Consider the following 19,079-nt stretch of genomic DNA (forward strand, 5'->3'; position numbering starts at 1 on the left):
ATTTGTGGGAGTCTGGTACTCTGAGGTTTAAAAATGTCCCCCTGAAATCTAAACTGGTTATTTTTATCGTTGTTGGAGTTTTTCTCATTCTTGCAGTATCTACAGCGGTTATAATAGGGACCGTGACCTCTCAGGAAGAAAAGCTTGCCTATGAAAAATCCATCGAAATGGCAGGTAACTATGCAAACCAGTTTGATGCCCAGATGGAGGCAAATCAGGCTGTTGCAAGAACACTTGCCCTTACTATGGCTGAATATGGGGCATCTGACAGGGAAGAGGCAATGAACATTCTTGAAAGAATCCTTGAAGAGAACCCTCAGTTAATAGGTGTCTATCTGGGTTACGAGCCTAATGCCTTTGACGGCAGGGATAGGGATTATATTAATACTTCAGGGCACGATGTAACAGGCAGGTTTGTTCCGTATTGCAATAAGATTGAAGGGCCTATGACTATTGAGCCTCTTGTCCACTACGATTCTTCTGACTATTACCAGCTGCCAAAGGCAACTGGCAGGGATATTCTAACAGAGCCTTATTTTTACGAAGGAGTATTCATGGTAAGTTATGACTCTCCCGTTTTTAAAGGTGGAGAGTTTGCAGGAATTGCAGGTGTAGATGTCCCGCTTGAGTATGTGGACGAAGTCGCAAGCAATATCCGAACTTTTGATACGGGATATGCTTTCATGGTGAGTAATACCGGTGTTTTCCTCTCTCACCCCACACAGAAAGACTGGATTGGCAAGAAAAGTCTCTCTGATTTTAACGTGAAAGAAATAAAAAGTGCTGCTTCCGATATTCGGCAGGGAATCGGTGGGCATATCGAAGTTAAGGATCCTACCACAGGCAAGACTGTGATTATGTTTTATGAACCTGTTAAAACAGGAGATTTTGCTTTCGTGCTCGTTGTTCCTAAAGAAGAAATGCTTGCCGGAGTAACTGATTTGAGGGATAGGCTTCTTATCATCTCTGCAGTCTCAATTCTGTTCATGGCTGCCCTTGCTTATATGATTGCCAGATCCATTACAAGGCCTATTGATGATATTGTTGATGATTTCAAGAATATTGCACAGGAAGCAGTCAAAGGAAAACTGGATGTGAGGGCAAATATCGATGTGGAAGTTGATTTTCAGGAGATCCCGGTAGGATTGAATGAGATTCTTAAAGCTGTGGTTGTTCCTGTCAGGGAAACCATACGGGTAACCAATGCCCTTGCAAAAGGAGAGTTAAAAGAAAGAGTTAAGGCAGATGTGCAGGGAGAGTTCAGGGAACTTGGAGACACTCTCGACAAATTTTCAGAGACTCTCAATATGATTATTGATGATTCTAATGCTGTCCTTACTGCTTTTCAAAACAATGATTTCAAGCGAGAGATCCTTGTGCACGGGCAGGGAGATTTCAAGCTCCTTACGGACGGAATTGAAGAAACCCGCAGGGCGCTTGGCCTTATTACCATGAAGCGCAGGGAAGCAGAAAAGGCTTTACTGGACTACGCAATGGAGCTGGAGCACTCAAACAAGCTTAAAGAAGAAATGGAGCGGGTAATAAACAACAGTCCAGTAATTGTGTTTTTATGGAAATATAAACCTGGATGGCCTGCGGATTTCGTCTCGGAGAATATTGTCCGGTTAGGATATGAAGTGGAAGATTTTACTTCTAAGAGGATTCTCTATGAAGATATCGTCCATCCGGAAGATCTCGAAAAGATGCATGAAGAGCTTGAAGGGAACGTGGAATCAGGTTGTGACCTCTATACTTCGGAGTACCGGATCTTTACCAAATCCGGAGAAGTCCGCTGGGTGGATGAAAGGACTTTCATCCAGAGGGACGAAAAAGGCGAGATCCACCTGCAGGGAGTTATACTTGATATAACCGAGCACAAGAAAGCTGAAGAAGCCCTTTTGCAGATCGAAGAAATTCACAAAAAAGAAATCCATCACAGAATTAAAAATAACCTGCAGGTAATTTCAACCTTACTTTATCTGGAATCCGGAAATTTTTCGGACAAAAAGGTAGTAGAAGCCTTCAAAGAGAGCCAGCACAGAGTCAAGTCTATGGCTCTTGTGCATGAAAAACTCTACCAGTCCGAAGATATGGTAAGTGTGGATTTTGCAGACTACATTAAGGATCTTTCCGATTACCTTTTCCATTCTTATTCCGTGGGCAGCGGAAAAGTCAGTCTGAGGCTCGATGTTGATAATATATTTCTCGGAATGGACACCGCAGTTCCTCTGGGCATTATTATCAACGAACTTGTCTCAAATGCCCTTAAACACGCTTTTTCCAAAGAAGAAAACGGAGAAATCTGTATTCAGCTGCACAGAAATGAAAGAAGATCTCTCTATAGAGAAAATTATAAAAATACAGAAACTCAAGTTTCTGTGAGCGAGAAAACAGACCGTACTGGTATAAGCAGGGCACAGGAGTATAAAAAAGCAGATGATAAGCTGACTCTTATTGTCCGGGATAACGGCAGAGGCTTCCCGAAAGGTCTTGACTTTAGAGGCACGGATTCCCTCGGGCTCCAGCTTGTGACTGCGCTTGTGGACCAGATTAATGGAAGCATAGAACTTGATGCCAGCAAAGGGACCGGATTCAAAATTATTTTTCAGGAGCTGAAGTACAAACCAAGGGTGTGAAGAATGGCAGAAGGACGAATTCTGATTGTCGAAGACGAACATATTGTTGCTATGGGAATAAAGCGTATGCTAAAGGGCCTGGGATATACGGTTACAGGAGTTGCTTCATCAGGAGAGGATGCCATAAGCAAAGCCGAGAGCACCTTTCCTGACCTTGTGCTTATGGATATAATGCTGAAAGGAGAACTTGACGGTGTAGAGGCTGCAAAAGAGATAAAAGAACGTTTTGATGTGCCTGTAGTTTACCTTACTGCTTATTCTGACAGCAATATTCTTGAGCGAGTAAAAAAAACAGGACCCTTTGGTTATATTGTAAAACCCTTTGATGAAAAAGACCTGCACAGCAATATAGAAATAGCCCTGCACAGGTACAGGAAAGAAAAACTTGAAGGAAGAACTGAAGAATAAAACCTGAAAAGAAAGTACAGGCTGAAAAATAAGCAATTAAAGTCCACCAGAAGCTTTTCAGCCTGGGTCATTCTTGAGTTCAACCCCAATTCAGCTTCTTAAACACTGCTTTTCTCAAATAATGGCTTTTATCTATTTTTCTGTGTAAGTTTTGCTCTTTGCCATGTAGATTCTTTTTAAATCAACGAATTTTTATAGGGTCTTCTGCAGGACTTTTGTGAAATTTTTCGGGGCTTCATTCTACAGTCTTTTTAATTTGAATATATTTTTGAGGTTAAAATTTTGAATGGCTTCAAAATATCGCATGTCTTCTGTCGTTACCTCTCTATTCTGTTCAGGATAAGAGCTTGAAATAATCTCTTCTCTTCTGTCAATACCGTAGAGGGGAGGCTATATAGAGTTACTAAGATACTCTGTATAAGATGAAATCCAGGATTGAGTCTCCGTTTTACCTTATGAATCGTCATTAAGGATACCTTTTTTAAAGGGAGGAGTAAGGTTTTGCATTCAGTGGAGAGAAAGATTGATAAAGATGCTGGTAGTCAAATCAACATCTTCAGCAGGGCAAACAGGGGAATAAAAACGATTCAGTTGCTGAAGTACAAAACGAAGGTGTAATGAATGCCAGAAGGACGAATTTTGATTGTCGAAGATGAACATATCGTTGCTATGGGAATAAAGCGCATGTTAAAGAATATGGGGTATACACTGGCAGGCGTCGCTTCATCCGGGGAAGATGCCATAAATAAAGCGGAGAGTACCTTTCCTGATCTTGTGCTCATGGACATAATGCTGAAAGGAGAGATGAACGGGATAGAGGCTGCAAAGGAGATCAAAGAACGTTTAGGCATACCTGTGGTTTACCTGACTGCCTGCTCCGAAAGCAAAATAGTGGAGCACGCCTGGAGGACGGGGCCTCTGGGGTATATTGTAAAGCCCTTTGACGAAAAGGATCTGCAGAAGAGTATTGATGTGGCTCTGCGCAGGCAGAGGATGGAAAAAAAGGAGCTTGAAAAGGGTTCTGATAATTCGGAAAGTTCTCTCGAAAAGCCTGCAAAAGTTTCTGAGAAAACTCTTGATAAATGTGAAAGAAAATTCCGAAAAGTTCACGAACCTATCGAGTACGCTGAACGATCTCAGAACTTAAAATAACTTGCCTTTTTTTAAATAATTATATCTTTATAAATAATTTTTTTCCTAACATAAATATCATCTTTTTCTCGATTAAATAGCTTTTTTCATTCTGAATAAGTCTCAGGTATTAGAAAATAACTTTTTGGGATCCATATGTTAGTCTAATTAGAAGAACCATTTGCATTTCAATGAAAAAGAAAAGATAGATATTTGTTTTCAAAAGCGGCATTACAGTTCAAACCGAGAACGTATTTGTAACTTTAGGTTTTATAAGTGTAGCAGTTTCAAGCATTTTTCTCCATTTCTCATCTGTCAATTTATCTGACATAGGTTGTTCGAACTCATAGTATGTCATCACCGGACCGGCACCTATGAGTATTCTACCGTCTGGAACCTTATATGCCATAATTATCATATCCACATACCCAACACCTTCTTCCAGAACACTACCTGAATTAGAATCAGTGTGTACATCTGTTATTATAGTGGTTTTCTGATTCTCTTCATTAACATTATCTATGGAGCCTTCAAACTCTTTTGCGAAGGACTCGATAAAATCATAGTCTTCTGCAGAAAGTTCTTCATTTTGCACTTCCTTCTCTGAAATTTCTACCAGTCTCTCAAGTATATATTCGAGACGATCTAGACGGTTGATTGAATAAGTATCAAGCACACCCATATCTCCCAGACCATTGTTTGTCATACGTATAAGAGAAAGTAGTCTATTGTAGAACTCTGGGACAGGTTCAACATAACCTGCGGCATTTTTATCTTCAGTTTCCTCGGGCATGCTTGTAAATGCAGTATAACTTTGTTTAGAATATAATACGGTATTGTGCCTTAGTTCTGTCCAAGATGCCATACATGTTACCAGCTGCTTATCCTGCCAGGCTTCGGTCTGCATGAACGTGGGATACCCTGCTCCATAATCCTTCATCAGAGGTTGCAAGGAATAGAGCCATGACCAATAAAGGTTCTTTGTCCAATCTGAGTCATTGAAAGTATTTAATTCGCCCTGCAACTTACTGAACTGATCTATATAACCAGGCATTTTGGTATCTCCCTGAGCTTCAAGATGTGCATAAGCTCTGTCCGAACCAAGAAGTGCCATCACATCCAAACTCTTGGGCATGAGCCTTCCGTCCACAGTCGGATAAATCAAGTTTTGAAACATATAAGAATCTGGGTTGGATCTCTGACCCATTAGTCTAAATCCTTTTGTTTCTTCAAGGACCCTATCAATTTCATCGGGATTAGCCTGGTCTATTCTCACAGCCCCAGTTCCTCCATAGATCTCAGGAACATGGTATGTCACAAGTTCTACTTTCAATGCTTCTACATCAAGTTCTTCGATATTATTGCTTCTTCCCATTACGGCATTAAGAGCTTCTATATATTCGTATGGTCCCAGATCATCAGAAAATCCAACATAGAATGCAGTTACTGAGTAGATCCGTTCCCACTTTTCCATGAGCTGAACATTATCTTCCATATGCAAAGCTATCAGGCTGGCTTCAAAAGTCTGTATTCTTGCCTCTTGCTTGGGGTTAGCTACTTCTATGAGATCGTCTTTAAGTAGCATGCCCATGCGGCCATGCCACATGAAAGTTCTAAAATAATTTTTTAGCTTTTCAGAGTGGGTATAATGTCCTCTTGGAATATACTGAGAGTAATCTTCTTTGTAGCTGAAAATAGGTGAAAGAGCAAATCCTTCATGGTTCTCTATGAGTGCAAGTTCTGCTTCCACATCATCTTTGACGATCTGAGGAATTTCAAATAAGTACTTGTCTGCTTCTTCAAAACTAAATTTTTCTATATTTTCTTTTGTGTAGATATCACCATTTGCAACCTGTTCAGTTTCCGGCTCGAGCAAACTCAAAGCCACTGCAAAGTAAGCTATATTCCTACGAGCAGCTTCCTTGGCATCTCCAGAAGATGTCTCATAATCTTCAATAGATTTTTTGAGTAGTTCTGAATCCATTTCCCACAGATCATCAAAAAACTCTTTTTCCTCTATTCGTCTCAGCGTTTCATCAAACTGGATGTAATATAAATGCAACAGAGAATCCGAGGTTATAACGATAGGTATTTCGTTCTTTTCAAGAGTGCTATACACTTCAGTAATAAGCTCTTCCTGAGGATTAAAAGGATTCTTTACAACGACAAAACCATTTTTTTCCAATTTGTTCCTTGCTTCATTATTAAGTTGAATTACAGAAGTAAACTCATTGTAATTTGAGATATCTTCACTTTGAAGTGGCAATTGATATTGTACTGCCTGAGTCTTAAAATCAAGTGGCTCAGGACGGTAGTATTGTTTAAAAACTAGATTGGAATTTTTGCTTTCATTATTAACTCTTTGTTCGTTTGCAACCAATCCTAGTTCCTCCATTGTAACGTTTGCAGATTTAGTATTATCTATACATCCTTCCACAAGTGTGAAAAGAAATATGAGAACTACGATTGTTTTTTTATTTGAAATTTTGATTAACATGTCTTCTCTCCAATTTTTAATGTTGAATCTGTGCAACACTATGTTTTTTTTGGAATACAAATTAACTTGCGGGTATTGATAATTACAGTTATAAATATTTTATATAGTTTAACATCTATCTGCTATATATACTTACTAACAATTTTGATTAATTTTTAATGTTAGTAAGTTAAAATGCAAAAGGGAGATGTTTACAAATGCAAAAGAATATAAAATGGATAGCTGGTAGCCTCCTTTTAAGCTTAGTCCTTATTGGAGGCGTATTTGTTGGATCAGCTGACTCAAACAACCCTGTTATTACATACGCAGTTGAAGAAGTACAGCCAATTGAAGAAAAACTTCCAGATTATGGTCCTCAAATCTATGAAAAAATTAAACAAAATAAGACTGTAGTAAAAGCAATGGGAGAAATTCCTCAAATAGAAATTGAGGAAGATAAAAGGAATTGGCTTAACATTTTAGATCAAAGTGGAAATAATTTAAAAGACCAGATGGAACCTTACGTAAAATCAGAAGGACCAATAATATCCTACGGCCTCAACTACCAAGGTTATCTGACTGTTAATATATTAGAAGAAACTGAAATTGATGACTCTTTAATCAATGAAGTTTATGATATATTCGATCAAGAAGGCAAAAAACAAGATATTCAAGAAATTCCAGTTGTATTCCAATACTCACCACCATTTAAGTTCTCAGCACGAGACAGTACTTGGACAACTTTAATTGGCGGAATAAAAGTATGTAATGAAAACAATGCTAATTCAACGCTTGGATTCGCTGTTGTTGATACAACCACAAATCAAAAAGGCTTTTTAGTTGCTGGACATACTGTTTACAGTACCGGAGGAATTGGTTCAAAAATGTATCAGCCATATAAGTCAAGTTCAAAATGCATAGGCACGGTTGATAGACTTGAGTTTGAATATGCAGATGCAGCTTTTATAGAGGATGACTACCGAAGTGTTGATAACCAAATATACTATCGAGATGTCAATCAAGTAATGGATGTTACTTCGTATGACACTAATGTACAGGTCGGAGAATATGTAAAGATGTCTGGTATAGCATCAGGATTAACATCGAGCGGACGCATTACTGATATTACCCATATACAATCTGTTTCTGGGTATCCAAATCTTTATAATCAATGTGTAGCACTTTACGATTGGGATTTTGGTGACAGTGGCGCTCCTGTGTTCCGTCTCGCTGGTACCAGTGAAGTCGAAATGGTAGGAATCCACAGTGGTTATATGGCTCAAACGCTGTATTCTCTCCCGTTAGTGGAATTTATGATGACTTGCACGTTGTCCCACTTACTTACTAATGCTATCTTTCTAGATAGCACTTTTTTCTTGAGCAATTTTCTACGAAAATAGTAGATTAAATATATAAAAAAATATTTTCCCTTTTCCACCCCTCAAAAAAGTTAGTAGGGTCAGTGAAAAAAGAATTAGCTTTTAAGTTGAATTTCTAATTAGATGATCTTTGGTCAGCTTTCCAGTTCTTTTTCAAGAGTTTCAGCTGTCGTTTTCAAAACCTTTACTCTTGAATAGCGCTTGTCCCGAGATTCTATAATTATCCAGGGTGCACCTAAAGTGCTTGTTTTCTGTAGCATTTCATCGGCTGCAATTTTATAATCTTCCCATCTGTTCCGATTCCGCCAGTCATCTTCTGTGATTTTCCAGCGTTTTTCGGGGTCATTGAGGCGGCTTTTGAAACGTTCGAGCTGGGTTTCCCTGTCTATGTGCAGCCAGAACTTAAGTATAATCACTCCTGAATCGGCAAGGATTTTTTCGAACTCGTTGATCTCCCTGTAAGCCCTTCTCCATTCTTCTTCAGTACAGAGCCCCTCAACTCTTTCAACAAGGACACGTCCATACCAGCTCCTGTCAAAAATAGTTATGTGTCCTGCCATAGGGGCTGCATCACAGAAGCGCCAGAGGTACTGGTGAGCTTTTTCAGTATCATTCGGGGAGCCTACAGGTACAACCCTGTAAAGTCGTGGGTTTAGCTCTTCAACAAGGCGGCGAATATCTCCTCCTTTGCCTGCAGCATCCCAGCCTTCAAAAATTATTAATACTGAACGTTTTTTTCTAAAAAGTTCATACTGGAGGGTTTCAAGCCTATGCTGAAAAAGCTTTTTTGATTCCCTGTATTCTTTCAGAGAAAGATTTTTTGAGAGGTCGGTCTTTTCCAGGGTTGAACCGTTAAGCGCAGGCAGATTTACGGTTGCCATATCCAGGTACTTTATTGTCTGCTGTCCCGGAGTCCGTGTCACTTTTTCAATATGAGTCTTTATTGCATGAGTTACCGTTATCATGATTTTAAGGACTGCAAAGTTTCTGTCGTTTGCTTCGATTATTGTCCATGGAGCATAAGGGACATCTGTTTTCTCGAGGATTTTTTCAACAACAGGCAGGTATTCATCATATTTTTCGATAAAATCCAGTTCTTTTCCGTTTTTCCCTTCGTATTCATCGAGAATAAGAGGAATATCCATCTTTTTGATTGCTTTAAAACGTTCTTTCTGCTCTTTTTCACTGATATGCAGGAAAAATTTGAGTATGAGGTATCCATCGTCTGCAAGCTGGCGCTCAAAATAGGTTGTTTCTTCCAGAGTTTTTTCCAGGGCTTTCTCATCTTTTTCTTTTCCGAAGAGTTCGATTACTGCTCTGCTGTACCAGCTTCTATCAAATATCGCCATTCTTCCTTTGATAGGAATCTGAGACCAGAACCGCAGCATGAAGGGCCTGAGTTTTTCCTCATAACAGGGTCTGGTCATTGTATAGAAATCAAGTCCTCTTGGGTCCAGGGGGAGTATGAAACGGTTGATATCCTCTCCCATTCCCGAAGCATGCCAGCCTTCAAAAACAATTATGATGGGTATTTTCAGTTCCCATGCCTTTCGCTGAAGCTCACCCAGCTCAAGCTGAAGCGTTTTTATACTCTTCTTATATTCTTCACTTGTAATTGCCTGGGAAAGATCAACATTTTCTAGCATACTTGAACCGTTGTTATTTTTAAAATAATTCTTATAATTTTGTCTAAAGTAATGTTAACTATGAATTCAATTTTAATATAAATTTATCTTTATTTTAAGTATATATAATGATTATGTGTATCCAATACTACTTTATTACTTTATGTATTTATGCTCAATGCTTTTTTACTGAAATCATTAATCTGCATAAAATATATATCATAAATGCCTTACGTAGTACGTCCACAAACTATTTAAAATTTTTAATATAGATTGAAAGTACAAGTAAATTGAAAAAAATAGAAAATAAAAATAAATAAGTTATGGAAACAAATAAGTTACGGAAATAAAGATAATTGTTATTAAATTTATTCTTCTCATATTATAGTTTTCACTATATTCATTTCATTGTATATTAATTACTCAGAATTTCCGATCTGAATTGTTCAAAAAATGAATAGTCAGTCTAAATATCGAAAAAGTTTAATTTCTTTTTAATATTATGCTTTTTAGACATAATTCATCTTAGATAGTCTACACCTATGAGATGAGAAACTGTTTTATAAATATAGTGCAATATTAATTACAAGAATTCAATCTTAACGCTTTTTGAATGACTATAAAATTCTCATTAATATTTACTAAATAAGTAATTATATACTATCTATCAGATGATACTATGAAGTTAGAACTTCTTCTTAATGTCCATTATTATAATCGTTTTTCATTACATATAGTGAGAGATTTGTAATATTTTGATACATATAACCTATTATCCGATAATATATATCTAAATATCAGTTATTTAAAGCAAATATCTAAAATAATAGATTTTATTAATTCTTATTTGTCAACTCTTTTTTCTGCAAACTTATAAATGTGTGATTAATTACATATTTCATAATACACTTTTTTAAATGCGAAACATTAAATTGTTTTATATTATAAAATATATACACTACTAATCTTATTTAATATATGATAAATGTCATATATATTTGAGACTTATTGCTAATTTATTAATATTTATATTCTAGTATGTAGTAATTATTGGATGTATATATGTTAAAATATATTTCTTAAAAGGTCAATTGCTAAGTACTTCATATTATAACACATATTTAACTAAAAGTATATTGAGTTATATTCATCAAAAATTCTTTATTACCGAGTTACTATATCTTTAATAATCCATTATCACGCCTACAAATTATGTATTATGAAGTGCTTTCTTTTTTAAGGCATATTAAAAATAAACTTATTCATTAAAATACATATTTTTTTAAATTGATTGGTAAAAATTTGTTGCTGGTTAACTTTTAAAAATTCATTGAACACATTTAGAATATTATTTGTGATGTTGCATTCTATAAGCATATATTTATATTATACTTTTTTGGCCAAATAGGGTAGACTACTCAGTCAAAACTTCAGTAAAAAAACATAGGAAAAAAATTGAAACATAATCTATTTTTCTGCAGTATTTGACTATAAATAACAATATTTCATTTATTTTTTAAAATTTTCTCATTTATTTGGACTAAAATAATGCGTTTTCTTATTCTTATAGTATATAGTAACTCTTTTTACATCAAGTGAAATTTTCTGTATAACCCCTAATTTTGTCAAGTCGGCTATTCTATAGACTATATGAATAAATACATTATGGCCGAACACCGCAACATTAAATAGAAAACAATACTAAGGAAAAAAGATTCTGAAAATAAGAGATATTATTCATAGACACTATATGAATACTTGTTTCTAAAGCTCCTGCATAGTGCGCAGGATCTGGCTCAAAGTTAAGTTATGAAATCAAAAATAGCAATATGCAAAAAAGTAATTATTAAGTCAAACAAATATTAAAAAATTGCGGATTTGTTAAGTAAGAAGGCTCCATATATTTGCAAAAAGAGTCAAGAACTGAATTCAAGATTTGTACTAATAACTTAACTGGCACTGATAAATTAACTTCAAAACTCAGTTGAAAATATGAGCCCGCTTTTAAGTGAAGTCACCTTTCTTTTCAAACTATTATGTTTTCTATCAAATTCTTTACACTTTTTTTACATATTTATATAATTATATATACGATGATAAAAAATTATTTTTATGATACTATTATTATATATTGAAATTTTCATCAAATACTCTACACTACATAAATAAAAACTATGCTAAAACACATACGTAAGAAATAGTGATATATGGCTATATAAAGTCGAATCACACTTTAATTACTACTGGTAGTTTAAATATAGGAAGACTAAATAAATAATTTTTTTCTATGCTATTCCTAAATGTGTCATTAAATAGTTACACAGCTCGTAAACTGTTCTCTAATTCCATACATTCTTATTTTCATTTCCTCGTTAAACCAGATCTCATTATTGAACATATAATATTATGTTTTGCCATAATAAACAGAATGACTTTCTATAAATATTTATTTTTTAGAGGATTTCTGTTCAGAATATTCGGATTCAAACTATAATATATATTTTTCTTTGAACTAAATTCTGTTACCTGCGCTTCTTCAAATAGTATATGGATAAAATAGCTTTAATTAAAAGTGGCTTAATAGTGTTACCTATATTTTATTCTGTTTTTAGTTTGTTTCCAGCGGAGTCTACAAAAAATAAGAAACTTCTCATGTAATAAAATTATAAATCCAGCTTTAGATTAAAAATTTCTTCAAACAGTCTGTATTTTTTGCGAGCCCTGTACAGGTACTGACGAACCGGAGTTTTGTCTTTAGCCCGAGCAAAAAGAGCTTCGATTTCTCCTTTCGAAAAAACAGCTTCAAGCTTTTTTATGGGAATAGCCTCAAGTTCTTCCCAGCTGTCAATTACAGGGTTGCTTATAGGTATGGGGATTGGAAGAAGCGTTACGCTGGCCTCGTCTACCCAGTTCCAGTCAGAATCATATATATTTGCATAGAAGGCACCGCACGATGTACACTTTGTTACTACTGTTATATTCTCCCCAGCCAAGTGATAGCTAAGGCTAATAAGAGTGGAGTCGCAGCTAGTACAGTTTCCAATCTCGTTTTTTTCCAGGCTATACGCAGATGTTCGTTTTTCTTCGATGTAAAGAGCTTTTTCATTGAGGTCGTAACTATATTCCATGTTATCCGCTCCTGATTAGGCCTGAAATCCCGGAATGCAAGTTTTTATTTCAGGGATGGGTTAGTTTCTTCTTTGATTTTTACTGTCTAAGGTAATAACCCTATTAATATTGATCGGGTATAGATAGTCTTCGTTTTTGAGAGGTATTTTTCAAATTTATAATCGAAAAACATACTTTTTCTTTTAGTTTGTATTACTATTATATTTTTAACATCAATTTTCTGCTTAATAGCTTTATGTTGGCAAAATCACAATCAGAAGGAATGTAATAAAAATAAGTTACATGAAATTTACAAAAAATACTAAATTTTTAATCTAATGTGAGCCCATATTTGTTTGCATTTTTTTATTTTACATTACATGCAGAAATTCGGTTAGAAGACAATTTCATAATAATACCTTATATCGATTTATTTCAAAGTATTTTTATTGAATGTTATCTTTCTGTATACCATGATTAATGAAACAATGGACGAAAAATTATTTTATAAGTACCAATCAATAAATAAATACTTTTTTGAAAACCTATCAAATAATCAATTATTCTTTCATGATCCCACAGAATTTAATGATCCTTTTGATAGCAAAACCGCTCTCTGTAGAAAAGGCAGTAGGGAAGAGTGGATCGCTTATTATGCAGCAAATAAATGGGAAAAGGAAAAGATTGAGAAGAAGATTGAAGATGATCTAAAAAATGGAAAGTCAGTGAAACAGGGAGAGAAAATTGTATCTTATTTAGATACTAATTCTGGCATTCTGCCCAGAATCTGCTGTTTGAGCACAAGAAATGATAGTATCTTGATGTGGAATCACTATGCCAATTATCACACGGGAGTATGCCTCTGTTTCAGACCTAAAAAAAGTCTATGCGCTGATTCCAGTTCTGGAAAAATAAATGACATCTATAGATTGACCCTGGGGTCAGAACTTGCTGAGCTCAGGGAAGTAAAATATAAAGATGAATGCCCAGGTGAAGTAAATATACTAAACTTAGACCGAATCGAAGTCGGAAAGCAAGTTTGGGAATGTTTTCTGACCAAATATCGTGAATTGCAATACGAAAAAGAATATCGTATGTTACTCTTCAAGAAATATTTTCACATGGAATATGTAAAAAAGTATGAGAAAAACGAGCTGGATGGTATTATTTTTGGATTGAAAATAAAACGCAACGATGCTCAGAACATTTATGATATGGTTTGCGAGCAATATATAGACGAAAAGAAAAAAGTTAAGTTTTACAGAGCTAAATACATAAAAGGTGAGTATGCTATCAAAATTGAAAAAATCGAAGAAGAATATATGAAAAGATATCTGGAATCATTATAGTAAATATCAAGTAACTTGTTTCGATTACAGTTCTTCCGAGTCCTGTTATTATTTTTCAGTATCACTTTCGGGAAAATTATGTTAAAAATTAGAAAGTGTCACTAATTGAAAGAAGCTACTAACCGAAAGAATATTCATATAAATATTACTTTTGCTTTTGAGGAGGAGATCTGGAGTTCAAAACCAAACTTATTATATTTTTTAGACTTATTATATTTTTTAGACTTATTATATTTTTTATCTCCTCTATCTTTTATAACAAAAGTTTGCTGACATTTATTAAACGATACATTTTTAAATAGCTTTTTTATATGTAATCAGCTCACTTAAATAAAGGCAATTCTGTGAAGGAGAAAGAGAGGGCAAATTCTGAAAAACAATAACATCTTCAAGTTTACTTGTATTTTTCAGGACTCTGAATTAATCTCCAGAATACTTTGGCCAAACAGAAAAACAGGACATACGTTATATCAATCAAATAAATTTAGTCTATTTTTAGGAGTTGAACACAAACTTAATATATATGTTCGTAAGAAAATAATAATGTTGTTAAGTAAATATATTATGTAAGTATTCAAACTTTTAGCAGGAATTTAAAGGCTTTTTCAGCTTTGAAGAGAGTACAAAGCATTATCAAACAGAGTAATTAAAAACAAAAATATAAGAGTTATATCTCCAGGCAAGACGATTCCTAGGAGAATTCCAGGAGCATAGATGGTGGAAATGGATAATAAAAAGTGATATATTGGAGAAGGAATATATATACACAAAACTGAACTTGAAGCAAAGTAAAATTGCCCGAAGAGCAGGAACTTTAATATCCATTCCCATCAGAACGAATAAATTTACAAACCTATATATAGAGCTATAACTGACATAGTTTACTACATCAGTAAAGGTGGTAATTTATGGTATCCATCCGAGCTAAAATTAAATCCAGATTAGAGAAATTCCTTGAAGTTGATTCCAATGGATATCGAAGGGCTATACTGTGTATCTTCATCAAGGTAAAGAAAGCAACTATTGACGAGCTGCATGAAATGCTTTCAAGTAAGTACAACGTATCAAGAAACACGGTAGCATCCATGGTAGGATACATTCATTCCAAACTTGGAATTCTGAGAGCACACAAGGAGTCCTACAAAACCCCTATGATCTATCTTTTAAGAGAAGAGTATATAGATCTGCTTATGAAGATAGTTGCTTCACCTACAAAGACAATTACTGATTCCACAGCCTGAAACTATCACTTCAAGCCATAATTGCCTGATATAAAATGTCAATTGTGAAAAACGCACCAAGAACAGCAACCACGATTGTTGTACGTTCAGACGCCAATACCCGTGTGAGTCACTCAAGAGATCCATATTATAATCTTATGAGGCGTATTTTCCAGGAAGATTCCACTGCTGTCCGGGGCCAGAAGTTCCTGTCAATGGTTGAAGAGCGGCAGGCTGCAGGTAATGCCATCCGAACTGATGAGTGGAAGACCGTTCTGGAAGAGCTCCAGATAGGTCGTGCCTCTTTTTATGCAATGCGCAACAAGCTACTTGGGGCGGGGCTCATTTCCATTAAAAATAAAGAGTACCGGCTTTCCGGCCAGTTTTCAAAAGATCTTATTGATATGGCTCGCTGGTGGTGGACCGCTGTCCTCGATCAGTCCGAAGAAAGCCTGTGATAAACATAGAAAATAGTTCTTTTTTGATCCAATGATCCAATTATCATTATTTTTCTCAAATCGAACTTCATGACTAAATTTCTTTTCGATAATTTATTCTTACCCAATCTTTTTATTACACGCCTTTAATGACCTTTGACAAATCCAGAGGTATTCACCCGAAAGCTATATATATAAAATCCTCCTTTAGAAGATACGCTTCAGGGCGCAAGAATCAAGCCCCACAGCGAAAAATCATCGAAGCCCGGTAGTGTAGTGGTCAATCATGCGGGACTCTGGATCCTGCAACCTCGGTTCGAATCCGTGCCGGGCTATACCTTCCTTGAATGTAATCCTATCACTTCTATTTAAGAAGTTAGGTAGTGCTAATTTCTGTTTTTGTAGAGTTTAATACTGATTTAATACAAATTATTTTTTTCTCGAATAAAAATTATGCGTTTTCCTAACTTGAATTAATACTGATTGTGTAATTATAACGTTGCGGCATGTCTTATAAATATCAGATTAAGACATTACTTGAAGAGAACATATATTCGACTAATTCGGGTACTGCTTCTTTAGAGATCCCAAAAGAATCTGATAATGCCTTTTCGAGATCTTCGGGCAATTTGTCCGCAGATAGCAGTATCTTTTTATTTCCTTCGCGAGTGCCCCTAGCGTTAAAGTTTCAGTAACTACTATGTTGTCAATTGAATACTTGTGAGCTTCTTCTTTTCCGCTAAAAAACTTATGATCCAATAATTCTATTACTACATTCAAATACAGGACTTGTCCAGAGTCAGAACTAACGGTTTTTATGTACATTTCTTGTGGTTCATATCATCTAAATCTTGAATGAATTTTTCAAAATCTCCATTTCGTTGATTATTTTCTCTAATTAGTTTTATTAATACACTTCTTGCATATATACTGGCTGATTCTGTTAATCTCATCTGTAATGCCATATCTTCAAGTTCTTTCTCGGATTTTTTGCCGAGAATCCTGCCTGTATGAACAACCTTACTTCTCAAGTCATAAATTTTTATAATTTCTTTTCTTATTTTCCGCCTTCTACCAACATCAGTTTCCAAGAATAAAGAACAACGATCAGTTATTTTTTGAGTTACTTCGGAATCTTCTCTATTCAGTTTCAAGCCTGCCTCCAAAATAGTAACGTAATGAAGGAATTTCGCTGAGAGAAGACTTGTATTCAAAGCAAGTCCATACCAATATAAACAGTCTTTTACTACATCGCTTATTTTCAAAGCACAACCTATTTGGCTATTATTTGAAAGACTGTTTATTCCGTTTTTCACTAGGTAATCGTAGATTTTAGGACTCAAATCTATGCATCTCTTTTCATTATTTTTTACCGATATATTACCGTACTTTTTTGTTACATTAGTCGAAATAATTTCATAAGCAATTTTTTCTTGCGTATCTGACATAGATATCGGTCTTTTAATACTAATGTTTAAATTTGGAAAATAGAGCCTTAATAAATTAAGAGACAAATTAAAATTATCAATAGCTAATTCTTCCGCTTTTAATTGATCGCCTGCTGTAACATCTGTGTATATGCAGTGCGATAATTCCCAGTTAGAATAATGAGGTCCTAATAAATCCCGTTGTAATGAATTGATACTAACAGATAAGTCCTCTGGCTTCATTAGTTTTAAAGTACAATCAAATAACTCCTCTGGCTTCATGAATTTCAGAGTGCTATCCATCAACTTAAAAACAGCACGTTCCACAAATCTTACATTTTCGAGCTGAGCAATAACCCGCCAGTTATTTTTAGAATCGTCTATAAAGTTTGTATATAATTCTCCAATATACTCATTAGCTCGGGAGTGGTCACATAATATTTTATGAAGCAGCTCAAATAATTTTTGTTCTACATACTTTGTTGAGAAACTTCCATTAAAATCCTCATAATAGACTATCTTAGTTATAATATCATTAAAATCTGTCACTTGGTTAGATAATACAATAACCTCAATTGGGGAATTAAAAAGGGAAAATGATTTTTCATTCCCTTCCTGACATCTTCTATTATTGCGAATTAGATGAATAAAATTATTTATATCTGGCTTAATCTTTCCTATGAATTGATCTTTTTTATTCATAAAAATAGCATAAAAACAAATAATATTAACTTTTCTAAATTTATTTATTATTCCATGATGTGTGCTCGCATGTCAAAAAATAATCTCTCTTTAGTTCTGATTTTATAAATAAGATTAAAAATTTTTAAGCATTAAAAAAGAATCAAAATAAGTTATATTTATATACTACTTCTTTTTCATGAAAAATATTTGTGTATATTCTCTTTTTGGTATGTTTGTTTTCCATTGAGAATATTTTTTTATAGCAGCTAAAACTAATGGCTTGTCAGCTAATGGGAGCTTTGAATTTTTTGAAACCAAATCTCTAAATTTGTACTCTGGCTTCGCATAATATTATTTTCTAAATTTTTTAATAATTAAATAATAAATGACAATAATAAAAAGTATTGTATATATTTCAGGGATTCCCAATTCGGTGAAGCTTTTAAAAATTAATGTTGGAGACATTCTTTTAAAAATGCTTTAATTTGTTATGAATTTTTGCGCAGGCTCCGTCATGGGAAATTAAAAACAGTAAATATTGAGGTTTTGCCATTTTCTTTAAAATTACTTATTTATCAATAGATGGTTCTAGAGTATTATTCACAATTAACACTGTTTTATTTGCCAGACATTCTGCTGGAGTTTGGTAATATATTGAAAGTTCTGTAAATTCTTATCTACTCATCCTTTATGCTTATTTTCATTAAGACCCTAATATATACAAAGGAGAGTTAAATTTGTCTTATTATGGGAACACATATTCTTGGCAATATTTTCCAGGTATATGAGTGTCTTAGATTGAATTTCAAATAAATCTGGTAGGCTCCTAACAATTGCCAGTGTGAGAGTGTACGTGTTGTAGGATAAAGTCCGTGTTGTGGATATCTTGTAATTACGGAATGTGGGAGAGTTATCACTGCCAAATGATAAAGAGGATATGATACTCTGTAAAAATAAAATAGTCTTATAAAATCATTTTTGATTATATAATCCATTTCACATTTCTTCTGATAATTTGAAGTTTTTAGTATTTGCTATCCCCTCTTCTATTTCCTTATCGGTAGAGTATATTTCCTTGAGTCGATTAATTATTTCTCGCTTAGAACCTATCCGAAAAGTGATTACTTACCGTAATTCTTACAATGTGCAATATGCAAAACCGGAACAGTACTATGATATGAATCTACTGTGCCTTTCAA

General features: G+C 34.6%; 11 protein-coding genes and 1 tRNA gene. 8 read left to right on the forward strand and 4 right to left on the reverse strand.

All coding sequences use genetic code 11. From position 1 onward, the window contains the following. Window positions 1-2: 2 nt before the first annotated feature. The 3 genes from MSHOH_RS11865 to MSHOH_RS11875 all read left to right on the forward strand — a co-directional run bounded on the left by MSHOH_RS11865 (window position 3) and on the right by MSHOH_RS11875 (window position 4,196). A complete protein-coding gene (locus tag MSHOH_RS11865) occupies window positions 3-2,636 on the forward strand; it encodes a histidine kinase dimerization/phosphoacceptor domain -containing protein (RefSeq protein WP_239450944.1) in 2,634 nt (877 codons plus the stop codon). A 3-nt stretch (window positions 2,637-2,639) separates the two neighbouring features. Beyond that, on the forward strand, window positions 2,640-3,044 hold the full coding sequence (locus tag MSHOH_RS11870) for a response regulator (protein WP_048139882.1): 405 nt from the start codon (window positions 2,640-2,642) through the stop codon (window positions 3,042-3,044). Window positions 3,045-3,665: 621 nt separating this feature from the next. Beyond that, a complete protein-coding gene (locus tag MSHOH_RS11875) occupies window positions 3,666-4,196 on the forward strand; it encodes a response regulator (protein WP_048139884.1) in 531 nt (176 codons plus the stop codon). A gap of 217 nt (window positions 4,197-4,413) precedes the next feature. Here MSHOH_RS11875 and MSHOH_RS11880 read toward each other — a convergent pair whose 3' ends face one another. Beyond that, window positions 4,414-6,672 (reverse strand): DUF3160 domain-containing protein, encoded by a 2,259-nt coding sequence (locus MSHOH_RS11880; RefSeq protein ID WP_082089338.1) that lies wholly within the window; start codon window positions 6,670-6,672, stop codon window positions 4,414-4,416. Window positions 6,673-6,869: 197 nt separating this feature from the next. Between MSHOH_RS11880 and MSHOH_RS11885 the strand changes: the two genes are divergently transcribed. Beyond that, complete coding sequence (locus MSHOH_RS11885; protein ID WP_048139887.1) at window positions 6,870-8,051, forward strand: chymotrypsin family serine protease; 1,182 nt, start codon at window positions 6,870-6,872, stop codon at window positions 8,049-8,051. 113 nt (window positions 8,052-8,164) lie between these two features. Here the strand turns inward: MSHOH_RS11885 and pap are convergent, their stop codons facing one another. Beyond that, entirely contained in the window at window positions 8,165-9,676 is a 1,512-nt protein-coding gene (gene pap, locus MSHOH_RS11890; protein WP_082089339.1) for a polyphosphate:AMP phosphotransferase, read from the reverse strand. Between the two features lie 2,642 nt (window positions 9,677-12,318). Continuing rightward, window positions 12,319-12,783: a hypothetical protein gene (locus tag MSHOH_RS11895; RefSeq protein ID WP_048139889.1), complete on the reverse strand. Its 465-nt coding sequence runs from the start codon at window positions 12,781-12,783 to the stop codon at window positions 12,319-12,321. Between the two features lie 453 nt (window positions 12,784-13,236). On the opposite strand from MSHOH_RS11895, the gene MSHOH_RS11900 reads away from it, so the two are divergent. From MSHOH_RS11900 to MSHOH_RS11915, 4 genes are all read left to right on the forward strand, one after another. Next, window positions 13,237-14,112, forward strand: coding sequence for a DUF2971 domain-containing protein (locus MSHOH_RS11900; RefSeq protein WP_048139890.1), 876 nt, complete (start codon window positions 13,237-13,239; stop codon window positions 14,110-14,112). Window positions 14,113-15,020: 908 nt separating this feature from the next. Continuing rightward, window positions 15,021-15,353, forward strand: coding sequence for a DUF2551 domain-containing protein (locus MSHOH_RS11905; protein ID WP_048139892.1), 333 nt, complete (start codon window positions 15,021-15,023; stop codon window positions 15,351-15,353). 35 nt (window positions 15,354-15,388) lie between these two features. Beyond that, window positions 15,389-15,790, forward strand: coding sequence for a hypothetical protein (locus MSHOH_RS11910; protein WP_048139894.1), 402 nt, complete (start codon window positions 15,389-15,391; stop codon window positions 15,788-15,790). Between the two features lie 241 nt (window positions 15,791-16,031). Continuing rightward, window positions 16,032-16,104 (forward strand) — tRNA-Gln (locus MSHOH_RS11915). Window positions 16,105-16,584: 480 nt separating this feature from the next. Here the strand turns inward: MSHOH_RS11915 and MSHOH_RS11925 are convergent. Beyond that, window positions 16,585-17,898: a HEPN domain-containing protein gene (locus tag MSHOH_RS11925; RefSeq protein WP_048139897.1), complete on the reverse strand. Its 1,314-nt coding sequence runs from the start codon at window positions 17,896-17,898 to the stop codon at window positions 16,585-16,587. Between the last annotated feature and the right edge of the window lie 1,181 nt (window positions 17,899-19,079).

It is taken from the genome of Methanosarcina horonobensis HB-1 = JCM 15518, from assembly GCF_000970285.1.
Classification (GTDB): Archaea; Halobacteriota; Methanosarcinia; order Methanosarcinales; family Methanosarcinaceae; genus Methanosarcina; species Methanosarcina horonobensis.